The sequence below is a fragment of the Mesorhizobium sp. WSM4904 genome, assembly GCF_029674545.1.
Classification (GTDB): Bacteria; Pseudomonadota; Alphaproteobacteria; order Rhizobiales; family Rhizobiaceae; genus Mesorhizobium.
In genome coordinates this window covers 79,948-100,110 of the sequence record NZ_CP121354.1, presented here as the reverse complement: position 1 = coordinate 100,110, position 20,163 = coordinate 79,948, and the positions used below count along the sequence as shown (strand labels likewise).

Below are 20,163 nucleotides of genomic sequence, written 5' to 3'. Positions count from 1 at the left end.
GCGACATCCGATCTCCCCCCTAGAGGGGGAGATGTCCGGCAGGACAGAGGGGGGCGCGAAGGAACGCGGCTTTGCGCGATTGACCTTCAACTGCCAGCACCTGGGAGCATCCAATGACCGCCGCCGATCACATCATCGTCGGCAGCGGCATCAACGCCCTGGTCTGCGCGGCGATGCTCGGTGCCAAGGGCGCCAAGGTGCTCGTGCTCGAGCGCAACGACCGCGCCGGCGGTTGCATGCGCACCGAGGAGATCACGGCGCCGGGCTTCGTCCATGACGTGATGGCGACGACCTTCGTGCTGTTCATCACCTCGCCGGCCTATGCAGCACTTGGCAAGGACCTCGCGCGGCACGGGCTGGAGTTCTGCCACACCGCGACGCCCACCGGCGTGCTCAGGCCCGACGGCAGCCATGCCGTGCTCACCACCGACCGCGCCGCCAACATCGCGGCGCTGAACGCAATTGCCTCCGGCGACGGCGACCGCCATGGCGGCGATGTCGGCGATATCGAGCGCAATGCCGGGCTGCTGTTCGGCCTGCTCGGGGGCGCGCTCTGGTCTTATCCGACGACCAAGCTCTTGGCCGGCGAGGCCTGGCGGCGCGGTCCGCGCGAGCTTGCCGCCTTCATGGGCGAGGCGCTGGTGCCGGCGCGCGGCTGGCTGGAGACCGCTTACAAGTCGGAAACCGTCCGCGCGCTCTGGGCGCCCTGGGTGCTGCATGCCGGGCTCGGGCCGGAAGACGCTTTTTCCGGCCAGATCGCCAAGGTTATAGCCTTCGCGCTGGAGGCGGCCGGCGCGCCGATCGTCAAGGGCGGCGCGAAGAACCTGCTCGCCGCCTTCGAGGCGCTGATCAAGGAACGCGGCGGCGAAATCCGCGTCAATGCCGATGTCGTCTCGATCGTCCAGAGCGGCGGCCGTGCCAGCGGCGTGCGGCTTGCTTCCGGCGAGACGCTGACGGCGGCGAGGAGCGTCATCTGCTCGGTCACGCCGACACAGCTTTACAGCCGCCTGCTTGGCAGGGATGCCCCTGCGGCAGCCGCTGAGGCGACGCTGAAATACCGCTACGGCAAGGGCAATTTCCAAATTCACTATGCGCTCGACAAGCCGCCGGCCTGGCGCGGCGAGGGCCTCGACAAGGTGGCGCTGCTGCACCTCACGCCGGGGCTCGACGGCGTGTCGAAGGCCTGCAACGAGGCGGTGCGCGGCCTGCTGCCGGAGGTGCCGACCATCTGCGTCGGCCAGCCGCACGCGCTCGATCCCTCGCGCTGCCCGCAGGGCAAGGCGATCCTGTGGCTGCAACTGCCGGAGGCACCGCGCGTTATCAAAGGCGATGCGGCGGGCCAGTTGGAAACACCGGCCGACGGACAATGGAGCGACGCATTGCGCGAAGCCTTTGCCGACAGGATTGAGGCGATCCTTGCCAGCCACATCGACGGCTTCCGGGAGACGGTGATCGCGCGCCGCGCCTACTCGCCGGCCGATCTCGAAGCGATGAACATCAACCTTGTCGGCGGCGATCCTTACGGCGGCTCGTCGACCATCGATCAGTCCTTCCTGTGGCGGCCGTTCAAGGCAAGCCGCAACCATGAGACCGGCATCCGAGGCCTCTACCATATCGGCGCCTCGACCCATCCGGGCGCCGGCCTCGGCGGCGGCTCCGGCTTCCTCTTGGCGGGGAGGCTCTGATGGAACAGAAGCTTCCCGAAAAGCGTCAGCGCATCTCGACTCTCGGCCAGATCGGCCTGCAGCAATTCGCGCCCTATCTGATGAACCGCATCATGGGCCGCTACAACGCCACTTTGCGCGAGGATTTCCGTAAGCAGGGCCTGACCATTCCGCAGGTGCGCACGCTGGCCGTGCTCTCGGTGACCGACGGCGTCACCGTGAACGACCTCTCGGTCTATACGGTGATCGAGCAGTCGACCTTGAGCCGGACGCTCGACACGCTGGAAGGCCAGGGCCTCGTGCGGCGCGAGCAGGGCGTCACCGACAGCCGCTTCCGCCATGTGTTCCTGACCGATGACGGCCGCGCGCTGTTCACCCGCGCCTGGCCGGCCATGCACGACGCCTTCGAGGCCATGTTCGACGGTGTCGACGATGCCGAATATGCCGCGCTGATCACGATTCTGCAGAAGATGCTGAAGAACATCCGCAAGCACGATATCTGAGTTTGACATACGCGCCGCCCGCCAAATGGCAACGGGCAGGCGGCAACGGAAGGAGGCAGAGATGGCCGAACGGTCTTTTGCCAAGGAAGTCGAAAAGCTGAGGCTCGGCGCCGGCCAGGAATTCGCCGGCGAAGGCATCCTCGCCATCACCAAGGCGCTGCTGCAATGCGGCGTCGGCTATGTCGGCGGCTACCAGGGCGCGCCGATCAGCCATCTGATGGACGTGCTCGCCGACGCGCAGGACATTCTCGGCGAGCTCGGCGTGCATTTCGAGGCGAGTGCCTCGGAGGCGACCGCCACCGCCATGCTCGCCGCCTCCGTGCATTACCCGATCCGGGGTGCGGCCACCTTCAAGTCGACGGTCGGCACCAACGTCGCTTCCGACGCGCTTGCCAACTTGGCATCCGGCGGCGTCACCGGCGGCGCGCTGATCATCGTCGGCGAGGACTATGGCGAGGGCTCCTCGATCATGCAGGAGCGCAGCCATGCGTTTGCCATGAAGAGCCAGGTCTGGCTGCTCGATCCGCGCCCGAACCTGCCTTCCATCGTCAAGGCGGTCGAGGACGGCTTCGAGCTGTCGGAGGCGTCGAACACGCCGGTCATGCTGCAGGTGCGCATACGCTGCTGCCACGTCCACGGTCACTTCATCGCCAAGGACAACAGGCGCCCGCCAATGTCGGTGGCCGATGCGCTTGCCGCGCCGCGCCGCGACACCGGCCGCATCGTGCTGCCGCCAGCTTCGTTCCTGCACGAGAAGGAGAAGGTCGCGAAACGCTGGCCGGCGGCGGTCGATTTCATTCGCGAGTGCAAGATCAACGAGATCTTCGGATCGGACCACGGCTCGGTCGGCATCGTCATGCAGGGCGGCATGTACAATTCCGTTGTCCGCGCGCTGCAGCGGCTCGGCCTTGCCGATACCTATGGCGACACCGACGTGCCGCTTTATGTCTTGAACGCCGTCTATCCGCTCATCGATGACGAGTTCCTCGCCTTCTGCGAGGGCAAGCAGGCGGTGCTGGTGGTCGAGGAAGGCCAGCCCAACTATATCGAGCAGGCTTTCGCGGCGATGCTGCACAAGGCCGGCCGCGGCACCAAGCTGGTCGGCAAGGAGCATCTGCCGATGGCGGGCGAATATACCGGACAGGTGATGCTCGACGGCATCGGCTCTTTTCTGCGCGCCTACGCCCCGCATCTGCTGCCGGGCGAGGTTCGCGCGCCGAACAAGCTGGGCGAGGGCATCGATACCGCCGATCTCATCAACGTCGTTCCAGGCCGCCCGCCGGGCTTCTGCGTCGGTTGTCCCGAGCGGCCGATCTTTGCCGCGACAAAACTGGTCGAGCAGGAGCTCGGCAAGCATCACATCGCGTCCGACATAGGCTGCCATCTGTTCTCGATCATGCCCCCCTTCGAGCTCGGCGCCACCACCATGGGCTATGGGCTGGGCCCGGCCTCGGCTTCCGCCTTCAATTCGCCGGAAGCCAAACGCCGCTCGATCTCTTTCGTCGGCGACGGCGGCTTCTGGCACAACGGGCTGACGTCCTCGATCGGCAATGCGGTCTTCAACAAGAATGACGGCGTCATCGTCATCGTCGACAATTTTTACTCCGCCGCCACCGGCGGCCAGGACATCCTGTCCTCTCGCGCCTCGAACCGGACGAAGTCGACGAAACATCCGATCACCGAAGCGGTGAAAGGCATGGGCGTCAAATGGCTGCGCCACATCGATCGCACCTATGATGTCGGCAAGATGCGCGCCGCGCTGCGCGAGGCGCTGACCACCGAGGAGAAAGGCCCGAAAGTCATCGTCGCCTCCTCCGAATGCATGCTCAACCGCCAGCGCCGCGAGAAGCCGCTGGTCGACAAGGCGATCAAGGGGGGTGAGCGGGTGGTGAAGCCGAAATTCGGCGTCGACGAGGACGTCTGCACCGGCGACCACGCCTGCATGCGGCTCTCAGGCTGTCCGTCGCTGTCGGTGAAGACGCTCGACGATCCGCTGCGCGACGATCCTGTCGCTTCGATCGACCAGAACTGCGTCGGCTGCGGCAACTGCGGCGAGGTGGCGGATGCCGCCGTGCTCTGCCCGTCCTTCTACCGCGCCGATATCGTGCACAATCCCAACCGCTGGGATCGTTTCCTGGAAAGCGCGCGCCGCGCCGCGATCGGCCTTTTGCAGCGCCGCCGCGAGAGCCGCCGCCTGATGTTCGCCGATGCTTGAGCAGGCTTCACCCTTGCGCCCGAAGACGGGCGCCCCTGATGACGAGCGGGTGATAAAACTCGCCGTGCTCGCGGTCGGCGGCCAGGGCGGCGGCGTGCTCGCCGATTGGATCACCGACGTCGCGGAGCGCAGCGGCTATATCGCGCAGTCGACATCGGTGGCCGGCGTCGCCCAGCGCACGGGCGCCACGATCTATTACATCGAGATGGCCCGCGACATCGGCCGGCTGCCAGTCTTCGCGCTGTCGCCCTCGCAGGGCGACGTCGACATATTGATCGCCGCCGAGCTGATGGAAGCCGGCCGCGCGATCATCCGCGGCTTCGTCACGCCCGAGCGGACCACGCTGATCGCCTCCTCGCACCGCATCGCCGCAGTCTCGGAAAAGATCGAGCCGGGCGACGGCCGCGCCTCGTCGGAGAAGGTGCACGCAACGGCGCAAACCGCGGCGAAACGCTTCATCGCCTTCGACATGGAAAAGATCGCCGCCGAGAACGGCACCATGATTTCGGCCAGCCTGCTTGGCGCGCTGGCCGGCTCCGACGCGCTGCCGTTTGCGCGCGAAAGCTACGAGGAGGCGATCGGCGCCGGCGGCCGCGGCGTCAAGGCGAGCCTTGCCGCCTTCGCCGCCGCCTATGACCGCGCGCGCGGCATCGCGGCCGCGCCGGACGGGGACAAGGCAGCGGCGACGCCGGCCGCTCGTGAAGCCAAGTCAACGGCCAGGGTCAGTGGTCCCGAAACCTTGCTGAAGGGCTGGCAGGAGCTTGCTGCCCGCGTCGCGGCGCTGCCGGCGCCGGTGCGCGACATGGCCGGGCGCGGCCTGAGGAAGGTCGTCGACTTCCAGGACATCGCCTATGGCGGCGAATATCTCGGCCGGCTGGACAAGGCCGTCATGCTGGACAAAGCGGAGCGCGGCTATGCGCTGTCGATCGCTGCCGCAAAGCACCTCGCCAATGCCATGTGCTATGACGACATGATCCGCGTCGCCGACCTCAAGACCCGCTCGACCCGCGACCGCCGCGTGCGCAACGAGGTCGGCGTGAAGGAAGGTTCGGTCCTGCAGGTGACCGAATATTTCCATCCGCGCATCGAGGAGTTCTGCGGCACGCTTCCCGTGGGGCTCGGCAGCTATATCGAGGACCGTCCCAAGCTCGCAGCCTTCCTCGACCGCCGCATCAATCGCGGCCGCCATATCCGCACCGACAGTTTTGCCGGCTTCGCCATGCTCTGGTTCATCGGCGGCCTGCGCCGCTGGCGCCGCCGCCTGCTGCGCCACCAGGTCGAAGTCGAGCATCTGGAACGCTGGTACGAACTGGCGCTCGCCCATGCGCGCGAAAACTATGCGCTCGCCACCGAAATCCTGAACTGCCGCCGGCTGATCAAGGGCTACAGCGACACCCATGCCCGCGCCCAGTCGAAATTCGACCGTGTGCTCTCGGCGCTTCCCATGCTCGAGAGCCGCGAAGACGCCGCCGACTGGATCAGGCGGTTGCGCGAGGCCGCGCTGAAGGACGAGAAGGGCGACATGCTCGACGGCGCGCTGAAGACCGTGGCGACGCTTGCCGACAGCCCGGCTTCATAAGCATCCGAAAGTCGCTAGAGCGGTTCACCGTTTCACGGAAACGCCGAACCGCTCTAACTCTTTGTTTTTACGCAATTCCGGGCGGAAAACCGCTCACACTTTTCCTGGAATTGCTCTAGCCTATTCACTTGCTTCCCGTCCCGAGACCTGCTCGACATGGATCCGGTAAAAGATGTGCGGCAAGCTGTCTGAGACGGGAGGCATGACGGGCTTGAGTGCGCCAGGCTCCCACCAGTCCGTGTGCTTGCTCAGCACCGCCCATGCATGGTCGCGCTGGACCCGGTGGCCGATTTTGTCCGGCAATTCCTCATAGCGGCCGTCGACAATCACGCTTCTCCAGCCGCGCCCCTGGGTGTGTTCGTCGACCTGGGCGCACACCAGAGGATTGGCCCGCATCCAGTCGATCTTCTTGCCCGGCAGGGAGAATGCATAGAGGTGATTGTCGGCATAGGCGTAGTTGAAGCACACGAGGTAAGGTTGCCCATCCTTCGCGCATGCCAGATGGCCGACGCGATTGGCTATCAGCAATTTCGTGCATTCCAAGGTAGAGAGCGTGCGGATCATCATCGGTACGATCTCCTGTTTGCTATATTTTCACATCTTTGCAACTGCTCGCGTTGACGTGAATCAAACTACACCGCAGGCGCAGCCTGATCGGATCGTGCTGGGGCCTCGCTAAGGCGCTCCACCGGGTTGCCCGGCTTTAACAAAGACGTGATCAGCCCCGCTCCGACGGAATTCGGCCGTGCGCCCCGTTCAACCGTGATGGGGGTGAATCACGGAGACGAACTTTATGCTCACCAAGTATTTTCTACCGCTCGCTTTGGCGGCGGGCACTTTGCTGTCCGCCGCCGGCGCACAGGCGATGCCGATGGCCAAGCCAAGTGCTGCGCCGCTGCCGGTCGAAACCGTCGGCTGGCGCTGCGGCCCCGGCTGGCATGTGAATCGCTGGGGCAGGTGTGTGCCGAACCGCCGCGTGATCATCCGGCCCGTGCGCCATTGGCACCCCGGCTTCTGGTATCACCATCGCTGGCACCCAGGTTACTGGAGCTATTGATCGCTTTCAGAAAGCGTGGACGCCCGCGCCCGGAAACGGCGCGGGCTTTTGTCGAGTTTTCGCCATGCAGGGGTTCATTCGGTGGGCCTTCGTGCCAGCAATCGTCACTGGCCGAAGCCCATCAGCCTCGTCATCCACGGGCGAAGCAAGGAGCGAAGCGACGCGGCGCAGACCCGAGGATCCATTCCGTGACGTTGAGGCGTTGCCCCGATGCAGAATTCTGCTCCGCTGCGCCCCTTCGATTAAGGTAACGGAATGGATCCTCGGGTCTCCGCGTCCGCTTCGCTCCCGCTCCGCCCGTGGATGACGAACTGACGGGCGCCGAAGCTCATCGCTGACAGGCATACTCAGAACTCACACCACCAAATCCCGCATAGGCTTCACCGCCGCCGAGTCCGGAAATACCCTGTCGCCGAGCACCGCAGCGGACAGGCCGACCTGATCCGCAAGCAAGCCCTTCAGCACCGCGCGCACGTCGCTGGTCGGCGCCAGGTCGCGGCCTTCGTAAAGCTGAGCCGGCTTCAGGCCGGGCCAGTCGGCGATGACGCGACCGCCCTTGATCGCGCCACCGGCAAGAAGCACCACCGTGCCGGTGCCGTGATCGGTGCCGACGGTGCCGTTGATGCGGGCGGTGCGGCCGAATTCGGTGATGGCGACGACCGCCGTATCTTTCCAGCGCTCACCGAGCCCTTCCTCGAATTCTTCGAAGGCGCCGTCGAGGCCGCCGAGCAGATTGGCGAGCCGCCCCGTCGCGCCGCCTTCGTTGACATGCGTGTCCCAGCCGTCGAAGGCGAGCGCTGCGATCCGCGGCCCGTCGTCGCTCGCCATCAGCTTCGCCGCGCCCTGCGCCGACTGCCGCATGCCGGCGGCGTTGTCGAGGCCGCCTTTGGGCTTCATCGTCCTGCCGTCGAGTTGGTCGCCGAGCGCCATCCGGTCGGCGTCGAGCCCCTTCTGCAGCGCCGCCGCCAGCACCGGATCGCGGTGGTTGTAGACATCGAGCACGCGCTCGGCCAGCGCATCGCCCGGCGTCGGCAACGCCTGCGGCGCCCAGCCGAGCACCGGCGCGGAGCCTCGGATCACCAGCGGCGTCGACGGCCCGACAGCTAGCCCGCCAGCTTTCGCTATCCGTTCGCCTGCCGGCAGACTCGCAAGCGCCCGGTTGAGCCAGCCGGTGGTGGCATTGCCGGGGCCGGGGAGGCCGCTTTCCAGCACGTCCTGGCCGTCGAAATGCGAGCGGTCGCGATAGCCGGTCGCAGCCGCGTGCACCACCGCCGCCTGGCCTGCCTTGAACAGCCGCGCGAACACCGGCATCGCCGGATTGAGCGCGAAGAAACCGTCCAGCGGCAGCGCCGGATTGGCGCCTGAAAGCGAGAGCGCGATGTCGCCATGCAGGCCGGCATAGTCGGGATCGCCGACCGGGCCGACCGTCGACAGGCCGTCCAGCGCGCCGCGCAGCACGATGACGATCAGGCGCGGATCGCGATTGTCGGCGGCGCGCGCGAAGCGCGGCAGATAGGCCCAGGCAAACAGCGCGCCGCCGGTCATCAGCACGGCGCGGCGGGATGGATTCGGCGTTTCACATAGAAGGCTCATGGCCGCTTCTCCATTGTTGTTCACCGGCGCTGAAATCATCTTCTTTGGAATTCGGGCGCCATCAGCAGCAGCGCCAGGCCCTGCTGCTTGGATTCGGCGCGCGCGATCGCTTCTCGCGTCTCGGCCGAAGCTGAGGCGCCGATCAGGGTGGAAAGCATGGCGTCGGGATTGCCGACGTTGTCGGCCTGTCGCGCGGCTTGCCACGCGATGTCGAGGCGCGTCTTCAGGCCCTCGGCCGAAGCCCAGTTGTCCGTCCGGTCGGAAAAGCCGTTCGGCCCGGGCGGCTGCCAGAGCGGCTCGCCCAGCGCCCTTAGCCAGCGAAGCGTCCGTTGCGGTTCGTTGCCGGCGCTTGCGCCGATGGCACGCCGGACCGCCACGACATAGTCGAACGGCGAGCGCAGTTTTGTCAGCGGCATCGACCAGGCTTCGGGCTGATCGACCAGGGCAAGCGCCAGCGCGCGCAGGTCGCCGTCCGTCTTGGTGAAGACTTCGGCGAGATGCGCGACCGACTGAGGGGAAGGATCGTCGGCGAGGAAGTGGCGCGCGAGCTTGGTGGCGATGTGCCGCGCGGTCGCCGGCTGGCGGGCGATGTCGTTCAGTGCCGCCTCCGCCTGGCCCATGCCGCCGGCCGGATAGGTCTTGCCGAGCAGCACCGCTTCGCCGGGCTGATGCGCATTGGCGTTGAAGACGAAAGTGCCGGGTTCGCCGAGCCGCCCCCTCCGTCCCGCCATCGTCCAGCCGGTCAGCATGCCGGCGAAACTGGTGACGTCGGCTTGGGCATAGCCGCTGCCGACGCCGAGCGTATGCAGTTCCAGGATCTCGCGGGCGAGGTTCTCGTTGAGGCCGCGGCCGCGCCTTTTGCCGGCGCGGGAATCCGGCCCGATCGACTGCTGGTTGTCGAGATAGAACAGCATCGCCGGGTGATGCTCGACCGCCAGCAGCATGTCGGCGAAGCGGCCGAGCACGAAGGGCCGGATCGCCTCGCGCTCGAAAGCGCCGGCGCAGGCCCGCACGATCTGGCCTTTGGCGACCGAGATGCAGAAATGGTTCGACCAGAAACCGACCAGCCGTTCGACGAAGCCGGGTGCGGCACCGAGCGCCCTGTCGAAACGGGCTTGGGCTTCATCCCTGTAGATATCGGCCTCGACCGGCGGCGCGACCGGCTTCTCCTTTGCGTCGGTCGGGTTGTTCGCAGTGTCGGTCGCAGGCTGCATGGCGGGCGCCGCCTTCGCGTCCCGCGCCGCCTTGCGTTCCGCGGCGGCGGCCATGCTGGCTTGGATCGCGGCGGCGCTGTCCAACAATCCGGCATTCTTCGAAGCGTCGGCCGGGATGAGCGCGATGTCCTGCTGCTTGAGCTCCGCCTTGAGATAGCCGCGCGGGTCGGCTGCGATCTTGCCGAGATCGTCGTCGGGTCTCGCGCCGAGCCCGAAGCGATTGAGCGCGACAAGCGCCGGATCGGGCGGAGCGGGACTTGAAGCGGATAAGGCCAACGCAGCCTCCGTCGCGGGCCGACGCAGGTCGCGCCGGCCGCACGTCCTAATTGTCGAAGCGCCTCGTGATGTCGGCACTGGCATCATGAGGCTGGCAGCGGTCTACCAGCGGCGCCAGTGGTGCCAGCGGTGATACGGATGCCAGGCCGGGCCGATATAGACGCGCGGTCCGCCCCAATAGTAATAGCCCGGATAGATCACGCGGCGATTGGGCACGCAGTGTCCCCACCGGTTGGGGTGCCAGCCGGGGCCGCAGCCCCAGGCGACATGCTCGACGATTGCCGGGGCCGCAACCGGCGCGATCGGCGTCGCCGAAGCGGCGCTTGCGGCAACCGTCCCGCCGACGGCGAGCGCGGCAGCGAGCGAATATTTCGTCAGACCGTTCATGGGATACTCCCGAAGTTATCGAGGTTGAAGAGAACCTGCCCGCGTTCTCGCGGGCAGGCCTGTCCCTCTTTCCCTTGAACGGAGGGGGCGGCGGTTTCCGTCGCTGGTCAGGGTGTATTTTTTGCCGGAATCGGCCGCTGCCTGCCGACATGCCGCAGCAAGGCGTCGGCCAGCAGCTTGCGGTCCTCCGGCGAGCTCGACGCGGCGAATTCGACGATACGCTGTTCGAGCCGGCTGCGGATGGTGGCGTCGGCGTTGCGCGCCCGCTCCAGGGCGGCGGCCAGCGCGTCGGTGTCGAGCGTCGGCTGTTGCAAGAGGTTTGCCGCCTCGCGTCGTGCCTGCTGCCCGTCGAGGATGATTTGCCTCGACTCGCGGCGCACCTCGCGCAATGCCTGGCGGAACGCCTTGCGGTCGTTGGCGGGAAGCTGCCCGCCGGCCGATTCCAGCGAATAAGCCACTCCCGAACGGCCGATCAGCCAGCCTGCACCGCCGGCGACAGCACCGATCAGAAAGACGTTAAGCACCAGCGATGCCACGAAAAGACGAGTGTTCATAGGTCCTCCGTGTCGGCGTCGGGACCGGCATCGCCGAACGACGTTGCGTTGGCATCCATCGCATAATGGTCTGACGGGGCGTCCGGAGCGACGACGGTGACCAGCGCCAGCCCGGCCACGGCGCCGGCGAGGCCGACGCCGGCCAGCCCGAAGCCCAGCCACCAGAACCGGCGATGCCGTCCCTGCCTGACCTCGGTAGCCGCCTTGGCAACAATCGCAGCATGCAACGAATGGCCAGGGGCTTCAGTGCGGTGCCGGTCGAGCATGGCGTCGAGCCTGCCGGCGCGCTTGAGGATGGCGCGGCCCTCCTCGCTCTCGGCAAACAGCGTGGCGGCAGCCTGCTCGGCCCGCGGCCAGCGATGCAAGGCGCTGCCATAGGCGTCCGCCAGCGCGGCGAAGCGCCGGGCATCCATCTGCCCGTCTGGGGTCTTTCTTTGCTCAGCCATCTCGTTCCCCCTTCCACGGTTTTGACGTGGCCCCCCAAGTCGCAGTCCCAACCACTGCAAAGTGCTCAGTCATCGTCATCATCTCCGACGAGCATGGCCTGCAGCGAACGCCGGCCGCGCGCGAGCAGGCTTTCCAGCGCATCGACGCTGACCTGCATGGCGCCGGCGGCCTCGATATTGGACATCTCCTGATAATAGACCAGCACGATCGCCTCGCGCTGGCGCGGCGCGATGCGCTGCAAGGCCTGCTGGACGCGCCGGCCTTCGTCTCCGGGAAGGGCATCGGGAAGCGGCGCCTCATCGGCCACCTCCGGCAGTTCGTCCGTCGTCCATTCGCGGCGCCGCCGCAGCCGGTCGTAACAGAGGTTGAGCGCCACCCGGTGGATCCAGGTGTCGAAACGCGCGCGCCCCCGGCGCCAGCCCGAGGCATGGCGCCAGATGCGCACGAAGGTCTCCTGGGCGACGTCCTCGGCCTCGGCCGCGTCGCCGAGCATGCGGGTGGCAAGCGAAAGCACGCGCGGCAGCTTGCGCGCCACCATCGCCTGCACGGCGGCTTGGTCGCCGGCACCGATGCGCCCTACCAGTTCCTCGTCCGGATCGGCGCCCATCAAGCTGGGCGCTCCCGATGATCATCGTGCTGCATAACCTCTCGGTCATTGCTCCTGATTGGGAGCGGTTTTGTGGCCCGGCCGCTCGTCGGTGGCGAGCACGCCGTCGCCGTTCTTGTCGAGCCTGGCGAAGCGTTTGGCGAGGAAGGCGTCGAGCTCGGACTTGTCGACGAAGCCGTCCTTGTTGGTATCCGTGCGCGCGAAGGCTTTGGCCGGATCGCCCTTGGCCTTGCGCTTTTCCTGGAACGCCGTCCACTCGGCGAGGCTGACCTTGCCGTCGCCGTCAGTGTCGGCAGCCATGAACGCCTTTTCCCGGCGCGCCTCGAACGTCTCCAGCGTGGTGCCGGGCTTGGCGGGAGCCGAAGTGCTCGGCGCCGGTTGGGCCGGCGCGGGGGCGGGGGCAGGCGTCGTTGTCTGGGCGGCCGCGGCGACGGCCTGCAGGCCAAGGGCAACGACAAGGATAGTACGGCGGATCATGCTCTCATCTCCGGTTGCGCGCGGCCATTGGCGGCCACGCTTCAACCGTTGAACGCGCTGACAGGGAAAATCCGTCGATCGTTCCGCCAAACGAGACCGACGGGTCCGGCAGCGCCGGCAAACAGCCCTTCAGGGGCCGAAAACCTATTTCCGTTCGTCGACCACCACCAGCTGGTCCGGCTTGAAGCCGGCATGCTGCGGGGTCCAGACGTCGCCCTCGCGGTTGAACCAGTGACAGAGATACGTGCCCGAGGCAGCGCCATCGCTCACTGTCATGTCCGGGCCTCCGGATTTCAGCCTGACGACATCTCCAGTCTTGAAACCATTGGGCATTTTGACCTCCCATGCTGACATCGGGAGTTTCCCACCAACAGCGATTCCCGACAATGGCCGAGATGCGTCGACAAAATGGTACAGGGCTGGAAATACAAGGAAAACTGGTGCCGCTTGCGTGACTCGAACACGCGACCCCATCATTACGAATGATGTGCTCTACCAACTGAGCTAAAGCGGCCCGGGAAGCCGCTGGGCTTCCAAGATGCGCCGGTTGATAGACTCAACCGTCAGCTAATTCAAGATGGCTGGCGGCGAAATCCTGCGCCCGTGCGCGCCAATTCCCGTCGGCTGCTGCCGCATGACGGCGTCAGGCTCGCGCCAGCGCGGCTTGGCGGAAACCGGCGGGCTGGCATTTCGTTCACCCCGGCTGATCCGGCAACGGCGACAAAAAACGTTGATTCTTCAAACAAAAACGCCGAAATGGGCACTGGATGCGTCGGCTAGGCAGCCGCTCGCCCGTTGATTGATTGGTCGCCTGCGGCTAACGATCGATGAACTGTGAGCGAACGCGCAGAGGGAGCTCGCTTGGACGCCATCGAGAAAGCGATCCGCAACGCCTTCGAGAAAGGCAATGCCGAGGACCGGGTGTTTCGCGAGAAGGTCTATCGCTCGGCCTTCGCCGCGCTGGACCGTGTCCTGCAGGCCAATCCGAATGTGACGGTGGAGGCCGCCATCAACCGCCGCAAGGCGGTGCAGGCCAAGATCGCCGAGATCGAATCCGAATTCCTGCCGGCCGTTCAGGCCGTTCCGGATGTGACGCTTCCGCTGGACAGCGGCACGTCTGCCGGCAACGCCGCGCCGGCGCCCGCGGTCGATACGCCGAGCCGGTCTTCCGCGCCGTCGGTGGATGTGCCGCGGGGTTCTGACCAGGCGATGCCGTCGCCGTCGATCATCATCGATGGTCCGGTGCAGCCCGACGCTTCGGACGCACCGCGCTCGCGCGTGCTGCCCCGCGTGCCCGACATCATGCCGGACGAAACGCTTCCCAACGCGCCGACCCTCGATGATTCTCCCGGAGCGTCGGTCGGCAACGGCGCCGAAGTGGCGCCGGATCGCGACGAACGGCGGATCCGGGGACGGCGCCTGCCGCTCACCGCCATCTTCGTCGCGGCGACGCTTATCGCGGCCGCCGGCATCGGCCTCTATTTCGCTAAGCAGACCGGCGTCTTCAAGACTGCGGCCGAGCTCAACACCGGTCCGCCGGAGCCGGAGCCGACGCTGGAAGGGGAGGAGTCCTCGCAACCCACCGAACCCGGCTCGCCGCAAAAGTCGGGCGAGGCGGATCAGTCGAAGAACTGGGTCAACGTCTTCTCGCCCAGCGATCCGACCCATGTCAGCACGCCATCGGATGCCGCCGCCGACGTGATGAAGGACGACACCGGCCAGTTCCTGCGCATCCGCTCCGGCGCGTCCGGCTCGGCGATCGCTTTCGACGTCGGCCAAGGCGTGCTGGAAAAGCTCGCCAGCAAGCACGCGATGTTCGACATCATCGCCCGCTCGGAAGAAGGCAAGGAGACGCAGATCTCGGTCGACTGCAATTTCGGCGAGTTCGGCGACTGCGGCCGCAAGCGCTACGCGGTCGGCCACGAACGCAACGAGTACCTGTTCGACGTCCAGTTCCCGAACAAGCACCCGGGGGCCGCAGGTACCATCGCGGTCAATTCCGACTTCGACAAGCAGGGCAAGTCCGTCGACATCTACGAGATCCGCGTTTCGATCGCGGAATAGATTGGTCTTTCGGCGCGCGACAAGCTTGCCGACGCTGGCGCTTCACCCCGCCCGCGCCTTCGGCGCGACCTCCCCATCAAGGGGAGGTAGAGGGTCAGCGCCAACCCCTACCTCCCCTTGATGGGGAGGTCGGCGCGAAGCGCCGGGTGGGGTGAAGCACCGGCGTTGGATTTTGCTAGCGGTCGAGCAGCGCCTGCAGCGTCTCGATGCGGTCGGCCTCGGCGGCCGGCTTGTCCCAGCGCAGCCGCGAGATGCGGGGAAACCGCATCGCGACGCCCGATTTATGCCGCGTCGAGCGGTTGAGGCCTTCGAAAGCCACTTCCAGCACCAGCCCGTTCTTGCGGTCGGCGCGCACCGAGCGTACGGGCCCGAAACGCTCGACCGTGTTGTCGCGGACATATTTGTCGATCTGCCGCAGTTCCTCGTCGGTGAAACCGAAATAGGCCTTGCCGACCGGCACCAGCTCTTCCGCGCCTTCCGGTCCCGCCCAGACGCCGAAAGTGTAGTCGGAATAGAAGCTCGAGCGCTTGCCGTGGCCGCGCTGCGCATACATCAGCACCGCGTCGACCGTGTGCGGGTCGCGCTTCCACTTGAACCAGGGACCTTTCGGCCGGCCGGCGAGATAGGGCGAATCCCAGCGCTTCAGCATCACCCCTTCGATGATCGGATGCGGCGGCGCTTGGCGGAGCCGTTCGAGCGTTTCCCAATCCGGAAACTCGACCAGCGGCGAGAGGTCGAAGCGGCTGGGGTCGAGCGTCCCGACAAAGGCTTCGAGGCGGGTTCGGCGCTCGGCGAAGGTGAGGCCGCGCAAATCCTCGCCATCGATCTGCAGCGCGTCGTAGCAGCGCATGAAGGCCGGATATTGCTGCTGGATCTTTGGCGACACGCTCTTGCGGTTCAGCCGCTGCTGCAGGTCGGAGAAGGTTCCGGTCGCCTCGCGCGGATCGCCGACCAAGAGCTCGCCGTCGAGCGCCGCCTCGAAATCCATCGCCGCGGCAAGGTCGGGAAAGGCGCTGGAGACATCGTCGCCGGTGCGCGAATAGAGCCGTCGGATGCCGCCCTCGCACACCGCCTGGACGCGGATGCCGTCCCACTTCCACTCCGCCGCATAGTCGGCGTGGTTGAGCTTTTCGAGATCTCCGTCGTCGACCGCATTGGAGAGCATCACCGGGCGGAACAATGCGAGCGCCGCGCTCCTCGGTTTTTCCGCCCGTCCTTCCAGCCACGCGAAAAGCTCGGTGTAGGGCGGCGTCAGCCCGTGCCAGAGCTCCTCGATCTCGACGACATCGACTTGGCCGAGATCGGCCAGCGCCTGCTTGGCGAGCCGCGCCGACACGCCGATGCGCAGGCCGCCGGTCACCAGCTTGATGATGGCGAAGCGCGCCGAGATGCCGGCGCTGTCGAGCAGCCGCGCCAGCACCTGCGGCCCGTCGGAGCGGCTCGCCGCCTGCAGCTTGCCGACCACTTCGGCCAATGTCGGCGCGTGGTTCGGGAGATGGCCGGCCGGCTGCGGCCAGACCAGCGACACCGTCTCGGCGAGATCGCCGACATAGTCGTAGGAATAGCCGAACAGCACAGGATCCATGCGCTCGACCACCAGCGCGCGCAGCATCGCCGGCTTCACCGCCGCGATCGACAGATCGCCTGTGATCGCCGCCAGCGCCAGCCCGCGGTCGGGGTCCTCGACGCCGCGGAAGTAATCGGTGAGCAGCGTCAGCTTGCCGTTGCGCGAGGGCGTCAGGACGAGACGGTCGAGGAGCTCGGCGAAGCGGTTCATGGCTGGATGCACCGCGCCAATAGCCAACACCGGCGCGCGGCGCCCCCCTCTGGCCTGCCGGCCATCTCCCCCTCAAGGGGGGAGATTGGACGTCGCGTCGGCTTTCGCCAATCTTCGGCGCCGGTAGAGAGGGGCCGGCGTTCAAGCTGCCAATCTCCCCCCTTGAGGGGGAGATGTCCGGCAGGACAGAGGGGGGTGTCGTAGAACTCGGCGGTGACGATTGCCGAACCGTGTTGCATCAATCGCCCTCGTCCTCGTAGCCCACCAGATGCAGCGGCCTTGCCGCTATGCCCTCCAGCTCGCACCAGCGCACCAGCGCTTCCTCGCGGCCGTGCGTCACCCAGATCTCCTCGGCGCCCGTTTCCTTGATCGTGGCGATGAGCTCGTTCCAGTCGGCATGGTCGGAAATGATCAGCGGCAGCTCGACACCGCCTTGCTTGGCGCGCTGGCGGATGCGCATCCAGCCTGAAGCGAAGCAGGAGATCGGGTCGGGGAAGCGCCGCGCCCATCGGTCGGCGAATGCCGCCGGCGGGCCGACGACGATGGCGCCGGTGAAATCGGCCTTGCCGCCACTCTCGACCGTTGCCGGCTCGAGCTCGCCGAGATCGATGTCCTTGCTCTGGTAATATTCGCTGAGCTTGGCCAGCGCGCCATGGATATAGATCGGCCTGTCGTAGCCAGCGTCGCGCAAAAGCCGCATCACCCGCTGCGCCTTGCCGAGCGCATAGGCGCCGATCAGATGCGAGCGCTCGGGAAACCGCGCCGCCGATTTCAGCACGCGCGCGATCTCTTCGTGATCCGGCGGATGGCGGAACACCGGCAGGCCGAAGGTCGCCTCGGTGATGAAGACATCGCAAGACACCGGCTCGAACGGCAGGCAGGTGGCGTCCTTCTGACGCTTGTAGTCGCCGGAGGCGACAATGCGCATGCCCTGGTGCTCGACGCAGATCTGCGCCGAGCCCAGCACGTGCCCGGCCGGATGGAAGGTGACGGAGACGCCATTGATATCGATCGTCTCGCCGAGGATCGCTGCCTGCGTCGTGCCGGCGAAATCATCGCCATAGCGCAGCCCCATGATGTCGAGCGTCTCTTGCGTTGCCAGCACCGAACGGTGGCCGGAGCGCGCATGGTCGGAATGGCCGTGCGTGATCAGCGCGCGGCCCACCGGCCGCACTGGATCGATGAAGAAATCGCCTGGCGGGCAGTAGAGCCCTTCCGGTCGTGGCTTGAGCAGGTCGCTGGCGCGCATGGCTTGAAGATAATGGCTAAATTCTCCGCGGGAAGCCTGTTGCAAGAGGCTGCTGACTCGTCCTACAGCCGGCCGCCGGTCCGCTTTGCCGGTTGGATCCGTCAACCATGAAACCGCTTCAGGCCTCGTCCGGCGATTTGACCGCCGACCGTCGCGCCGACTTCGCCGAGATGCTGCTGGCCTCCGGCGAGCCCGTACAGGCGGCCGAGCTTCTGCTTGGCGCGCTGGAACTAGCGCCGCAATGGGCGGCCGGATGGTTCCGTCTCGGCGAGATGCAGGAGATTGCGGGTCTTCTCGGCCAGGCCGCCCAGGCCTGGACGATGGCGCTGAAGCTCGATCCCACGGACCGGCTGGGCGCCTCGCTCAAGCTGCAGTTGATCGGCCATGCGCCGGCGGCAGCGGCTCCGCCCAGCGCTTTCGTCGAAACCCTGTTCGACCATTATGCCGACAGGTTCGAGGAATCGCTGGTCGGAAAACTCGGCTACCGGATGCCGGACTTTCTCGACCGGGCCATTCGCGCGGCAAGGCCGGGCCGTTTTCACCTGGCCCTCGACATCGGCTGCGGCACCGGCCTGATGGGCGAAAGGCTGCGTCCGATGGTCGATCGGCTCGAAGGCTACGACATCTCGGCCAGCATGTTGCGGAAGGCGAGGACCAAGGGCATCTACGATCTTCTGACCAAGGCCGACCTTCAGCATTTTTCCTATGACGGCGCGAAAGTCGATCTCGTGGTCGCGGCCGACGTCTTCATCTATGTCGGCGCGCTCGACCGCATCGTCGGCGCGATCGCCGGCGCATTGGCCGATGGCGGCCTGTTCGCGTTCTCGGTCGAGACGCTTGCGGACGGCGGCGACTTCGCGCTGCTGCCGTCGCGGCGCTACGCGCATTCCGAGGGTTATGTGCGGCGCGTTCTCGCCGCCAGCGGGTTTTCCATCCTGTCGCTCGATCCAGCCGTCATCCGCCAGGATCGGAGCGAGCCGGTAGAGGGGTTGGCTGTGGTAGCTGGGAAGGGCCACGCGGTGTAAAAGGATCCTCAACGCTGCGGGGTGCTGTCCCGCCGACCTTCGTATTGATCCTGTGCTACGAAGAAAGCCCGAATCGCTGCCCGCGAAAAAGCCCGAATCGCGTGTCGGGGTGATACCGGGCGGATACTGCACGGAGGGAACCCATGCGCTGGAACATGGTTGCGTTGGCGTCTTGCCTGATGGTGGCGGGCTGCGTCGGGGGCACCTCGATGGCCGAACGCCAGGACGAGGCCGTGCAGTCCTCGCTGCGATATGACGATGTGCCTTGCGACCAATTGGTGGCGCAGCGCAATCAGGTGGCGCAGCAATACAATCTGCCGATCACTGCCAAGCCGAACTTCTCCAACCCGGCGATGGGTTTCGGCCCGTTCATGCCGGACATGCGCTCCAAGGCGAAGCGCGACAGCGACAAGGCGAGCGGCGAGATCGACGCCATGAGCCGCTCGATCGACCGCCGCGACTGCGGCAAGCCGAAGAAGAAGGACAAGTTCGCGCTGCCGGCCTCGAAGCCGACTTCGCCGGCTCAGTAGCCCGCTTCGCGGTCGACTAGGTTCTCGAGCTTTTCGCCGCGCTCGAAGGCCGCCATCTGCCTAAGCATGATCGGCACCAGATGGGCGGGATCCGAGGTCGCCGCCGCATGCGGCGTCACGAACACCTTCGGATGGCTCCACAGCGGGCTTGTCTTCGGCAGCGGCTCGACTTCGAACACGTCGAGGCTCGCTTCCTTCAGCGTCCCGTCGTCCAGCGCGCGCAGGATGTCGGCATCCTTCTGCAGCCGCCCGCGCCCGGCGTTGATCAGCACCGCGCCGCCGAGGCCGTTGCGCCTGCGCAATTCCTTCAGCACGCCGTAGTTGACGATGCCGTGGGTGCGCGGCGTCAGTGGCAGTAGCACCACCAGGATGTCGGTGGCGTTGAGGAACGGGATCAGCCCCGCCTCGCCGGAATAGGTCGAAACGCCCTGCATCGGGCGCTCGCTGCGCGACCAGCCGTTGACGGCGAAGCCGAGCGAGAGCAGCACCGAGGCCGAGGCGCGGCCGAGATGGCCGAGCCCCATGATGCCGACGGAGATGTCGCCGGCCGGCCGCTGCGGCGGCTCGTGCCAGATCTTCTTCTGCTGCTGCGTGCGGTAGAGCATGCCCTGGCGATGGTGATCGAGCACACGCCAAACGACATATTCGGTCATGTATTGCGTGAGATTGTCGGCGACGATCCTGACGATCGGCACGTCGGGCAGGCCTGGATCGGCGAAGATGTGATCGACGCCGGCGCCGATCGAGAAGATGGCGCGCAGATTGGGCAGCGACGACAAGAGGTTGGGTTTCTGCTTCCACACCACCGCATAGGCGATCGAGGGATCGCTGGGACCGTCGGGCTCCAGCACCACATCACGCTCGGCCGCGAGCAGTTCGCGCCAGCGCTGCGGGTGAAAGCCGGTGAGGGCAAGCAGGACTTTGCCTTTTTCCATTCGCGGAGTG

General features: G+C 66.4%; 20 protein-coding genes and 1 tRNA gene. 8 read left to right on the top strand and 13 right to left on the bottom strand.

Annotation, left to right across the window (positions count from 1 at the left end; translation table 11 throughout):
* Positions 1-113: 113 nt before the first annotated feature.
* The 4 genes from QAZ47_RS00485 (at position 114) to QAZ47_RS00470 (ending at position 5,961) form a co-directional block, all read left to right on the top strand.
* Positions 114-1,685, top strand: a complete 1,572-nt coding sequence (locus QAZ47_RS00485) for an NAD(P)/FAD-dependent oxidoreductase (protein WP_278232120.1) — start codon at positions 114-116, stop codon at positions 1,683-1,685.
* The gene (locus QAZ47_RS00480; protein WP_278232119.1) at positions 1,685-2,167 is read left to right on the top strand and encodes a MarR family transcriptional regulator; all 483 of its coding nucleotides are present in this window, start codon (positions 1,685-1,687) and stop codon (positions 2,165-2,167) included. Before QAZ47_RS00485 ends, QAZ47_RS00480 begins: the two co-directional genes overlap by 1 nt.
* Positions 2,168-2,228: 61 nt before the next feature.
* Positions 2,229-4,382, top strand: a complete 2,154-nt coding sequence (locus QAZ47_RS00475; protein WP_278232118.1) for an indolepyruvate ferredoxin oxidoreductase subunit alpha — start codon at positions 2,229-2,231, stop codon at positions 4,380-4,382.
* On the top strand, positions 4,375-5,961 hold the full coding sequence (locus tag QAZ47_RS00470) for an indolepyruvate oxidoreductase subunit beta family protein (RefSeq protein WP_278232117.1): 1,587 nt from the start codon (positions 4,375-4,377) through the stop codon (positions 5,959-5,961). Before QAZ47_RS00475 ends, QAZ47_RS00470 begins: the two co-directional genes overlap by 8 nt.
* Positions 5,962-6,081: 120 nt before the next feature.
* Here QAZ47_RS00470 and QAZ47_RS00465 read toward each other — a convergent pair whose 3' ends face one another.
* Complete coding sequence (locus tag QAZ47_RS00465) at positions 6,082-6,528, bottom strand: pyridoxamine 5'-phosphate oxidase family protein (protein ID WP_278232116.1); 447 nt, start codon at positions 6,526-6,528, stop codon at positions 6,082-6,084.
* A 226-nt stretch (positions 6,529-6,754) separates the two neighbouring features.
* Here QAZ47_RS00465 and QAZ47_RS00460 point away from each other — a divergent pair, with 226 nt between their 5' ends.
* Complete coding sequence (locus QAZ47_RS00460; protein WP_278232115.1) at positions 6,755-7,018, top strand: hypothetical protein; 264 nt, start codon at positions 6,755-6,757, stop codon at positions 7,016-7,018.
* A 354-nt stretch (positions 7,019-7,372) separates the two neighbouring features.
* Here QAZ47_RS00460 and QAZ47_RS00455 read toward each other — a convergent pair whose 3' ends face one another.
* The 9 genes from QAZ47_RS00455 to QAZ47_RS00415 all read right to left on the bottom strand — a co-directional run bounded on the left by QAZ47_RS00455 (position 7,373) and on the right by QAZ47_RS00415 (position 13,087).
* Positions 7,373-8,611: a DUF1501 domain-containing protein gene (locus QAZ47_RS00455; protein ID WP_278232114.1), complete on the bottom strand. Its 1,239-nt coding sequence runs from the start codon at positions 8,609-8,611 to the stop codon at positions 7,373-7,375.
* Positions 8,612-8,646: 35 nt separating this feature from the next.
* Positions 8,647-10,101, bottom strand: coding sequence for a DUF1800 family protein (locus QAZ47_RS00450; RefSeq protein ID WP_278232113.1), 1,455 nt, complete (start codon positions 10,099-10,101; stop codon positions 8,647-8,649).
* Positions 10,102-10,203: 102 nt separating this feature from the next.
* Positions 10,204-10,488 carry a hypothetical protein gene (locus tag QAZ47_RS00445; RefSeq protein ID WP_278204992.1) on the bottom strand — a complete coding sequence of 95 codons (285 nt, stop codon included), beginning with the start codon at positions 10,486-10,488 and terminating at the stop codon, positions 10,204-10,206.
* 107 nt (positions 10,489-10,595) lie between these two features.
* Complete coding sequence (locus tag QAZ47_RS00440) at positions 10,596-11,042, bottom strand: periplasmic heavy metal sensor (RefSeq protein WP_278232112.1); 447 nt, start codon at positions 11,040-11,042, stop codon at positions 10,596-10,598.
* Positions 11,039-11,488 (bottom strand): hypothetical protein, encoded by a 450-nt coding sequence (locus tag QAZ47_RS00435; protein WP_278232111.1) that lies wholly within the window; start codon positions 11,486-11,488, stop codon positions 11,039-11,041. Before QAZ47_RS00435 ends, QAZ47_RS00440 begins: the two co-directional genes overlap by 4 nt.
* 65 nt (positions 11,489-11,553) lie before the next feature.
* Positions 11,554-12,096 carry an RNA polymerase sigma factor gene (locus QAZ47_RS00430; protein ID WP_278232110.1) on the bottom strand — a complete coding sequence of 181 codons (543 nt, stop codon included), beginning with the start codon at positions 12,094-12,096 and terminating at the stop codon, positions 11,554-11,556.
* A gap of 45 nt (positions 12,097-12,141) precedes the next feature.
* Positions 12,142-12,573, bottom strand: a complete 432-nt coding sequence (locus QAZ47_RS00425) for an acid-shock protein (protein ID WP_278232109.1) — start codon at positions 12,571-12,573, stop codon at positions 12,142-12,144.
* Positions 12,574-12,717: 144 nt separating this feature from the next.
* Positions 12,718-12,849, bottom strand: coding sequence for a hypothetical protein (locus QAZ47_RS00420; RefSeq protein WP_278232108.1), 132 nt, complete (start codon positions 12,847-12,849; stop codon positions 12,718-12,720).
* 162 nt (positions 12,850-13,011) lie between these two features.
* Positions 13,012-13,087 (bottom strand) — tRNA-Thr (locus QAZ47_RS00415).
* Between the two features lie 347 nt (positions 13,088-13,434).
* Between QAZ47_RS00415 and QAZ47_RS00410 the strand changes: the two genes are divergently transcribed.
* Positions 13,435-14,637: a hypothetical protein gene (locus tag QAZ47_RS00410; protein ID WP_278232107.1), complete on the top strand. Its 1,203-nt coding sequence runs from the start codon at positions 13,435-13,437 to the stop codon at positions 14,635-14,637.
* A 175-nt stretch (positions 14,638-14,812) separates the two neighbouring features.
* On the opposite strand, the gene QAZ47_RS00405 is transcribed toward QAZ47_RS00410, so the two are convergent.
* Both QAZ47_RS00405 and QAZ47_RS00400 read right to left on the bottom strand, forming a co-directional pair.
* Positions 14,813-16,414 (bottom strand): cisplatin damage response ATP-dependent DNA ligase, encoded by a 1,602-nt coding sequence (locus tag QAZ47_RS00405; protein ID WP_278232106.1) that lies wholly within the window; start codon positions 16,412-16,414, stop codon positions 14,813-14,815.
* A 238-nt stretch (positions 16,415-16,652) separates the two neighbouring features.
* Complete coding sequence (locus tag QAZ47_RS00400; RefSeq protein WP_278232105.1) at positions 16,653-17,663, bottom strand: ligase-associated DNA damage response exonuclease; 1,011 nt, start codon at positions 17,661-17,663, stop codon at positions 16,653-16,655.
* Positions 17,664-17,770: 107 nt separating this feature from the next.
* Between QAZ47_RS00400 and QAZ47_RS00395 the strand changes: the two genes are divergently transcribed.
* Positions 17,771-18,688, top strand: coding sequence for a methyltransferase domain-containing protein (locus tag QAZ47_RS00395; RefSeq protein ID WP_278232104.1), 918 nt, complete (start codon positions 17,771-17,773; stop codon positions 18,686-18,688).
* Positions 18,689-18,831: 143 nt separating this feature from the next.
* Entirely contained in the window at positions 18,832-19,218 is a 387-nt protein-coding gene (locus QAZ47_RS00390; RefSeq protein WP_278232103.1) for a hypothetical protein, read from the top strand.
* Here QAZ47_RS00390 and QAZ47_RS00385 read toward each other — a convergent pair.
* The gene (locus QAZ47_RS00385) at positions 19,212-20,153 is read right to left on the bottom strand and encodes a glyoxylate/hydroxypyruvate reductase A (protein ID WP_278232102.1); all 942 of its coding nucleotides are present in this window, start codon (positions 20,151-20,153) and stop codon (positions 19,212-19,214) included. The genes QAZ47_RS00390 and QAZ47_RS00385 overlap by 7 nt on opposite strands.
* Positions 20,154-20,163 lie beyond the last annotated feature (10 nt).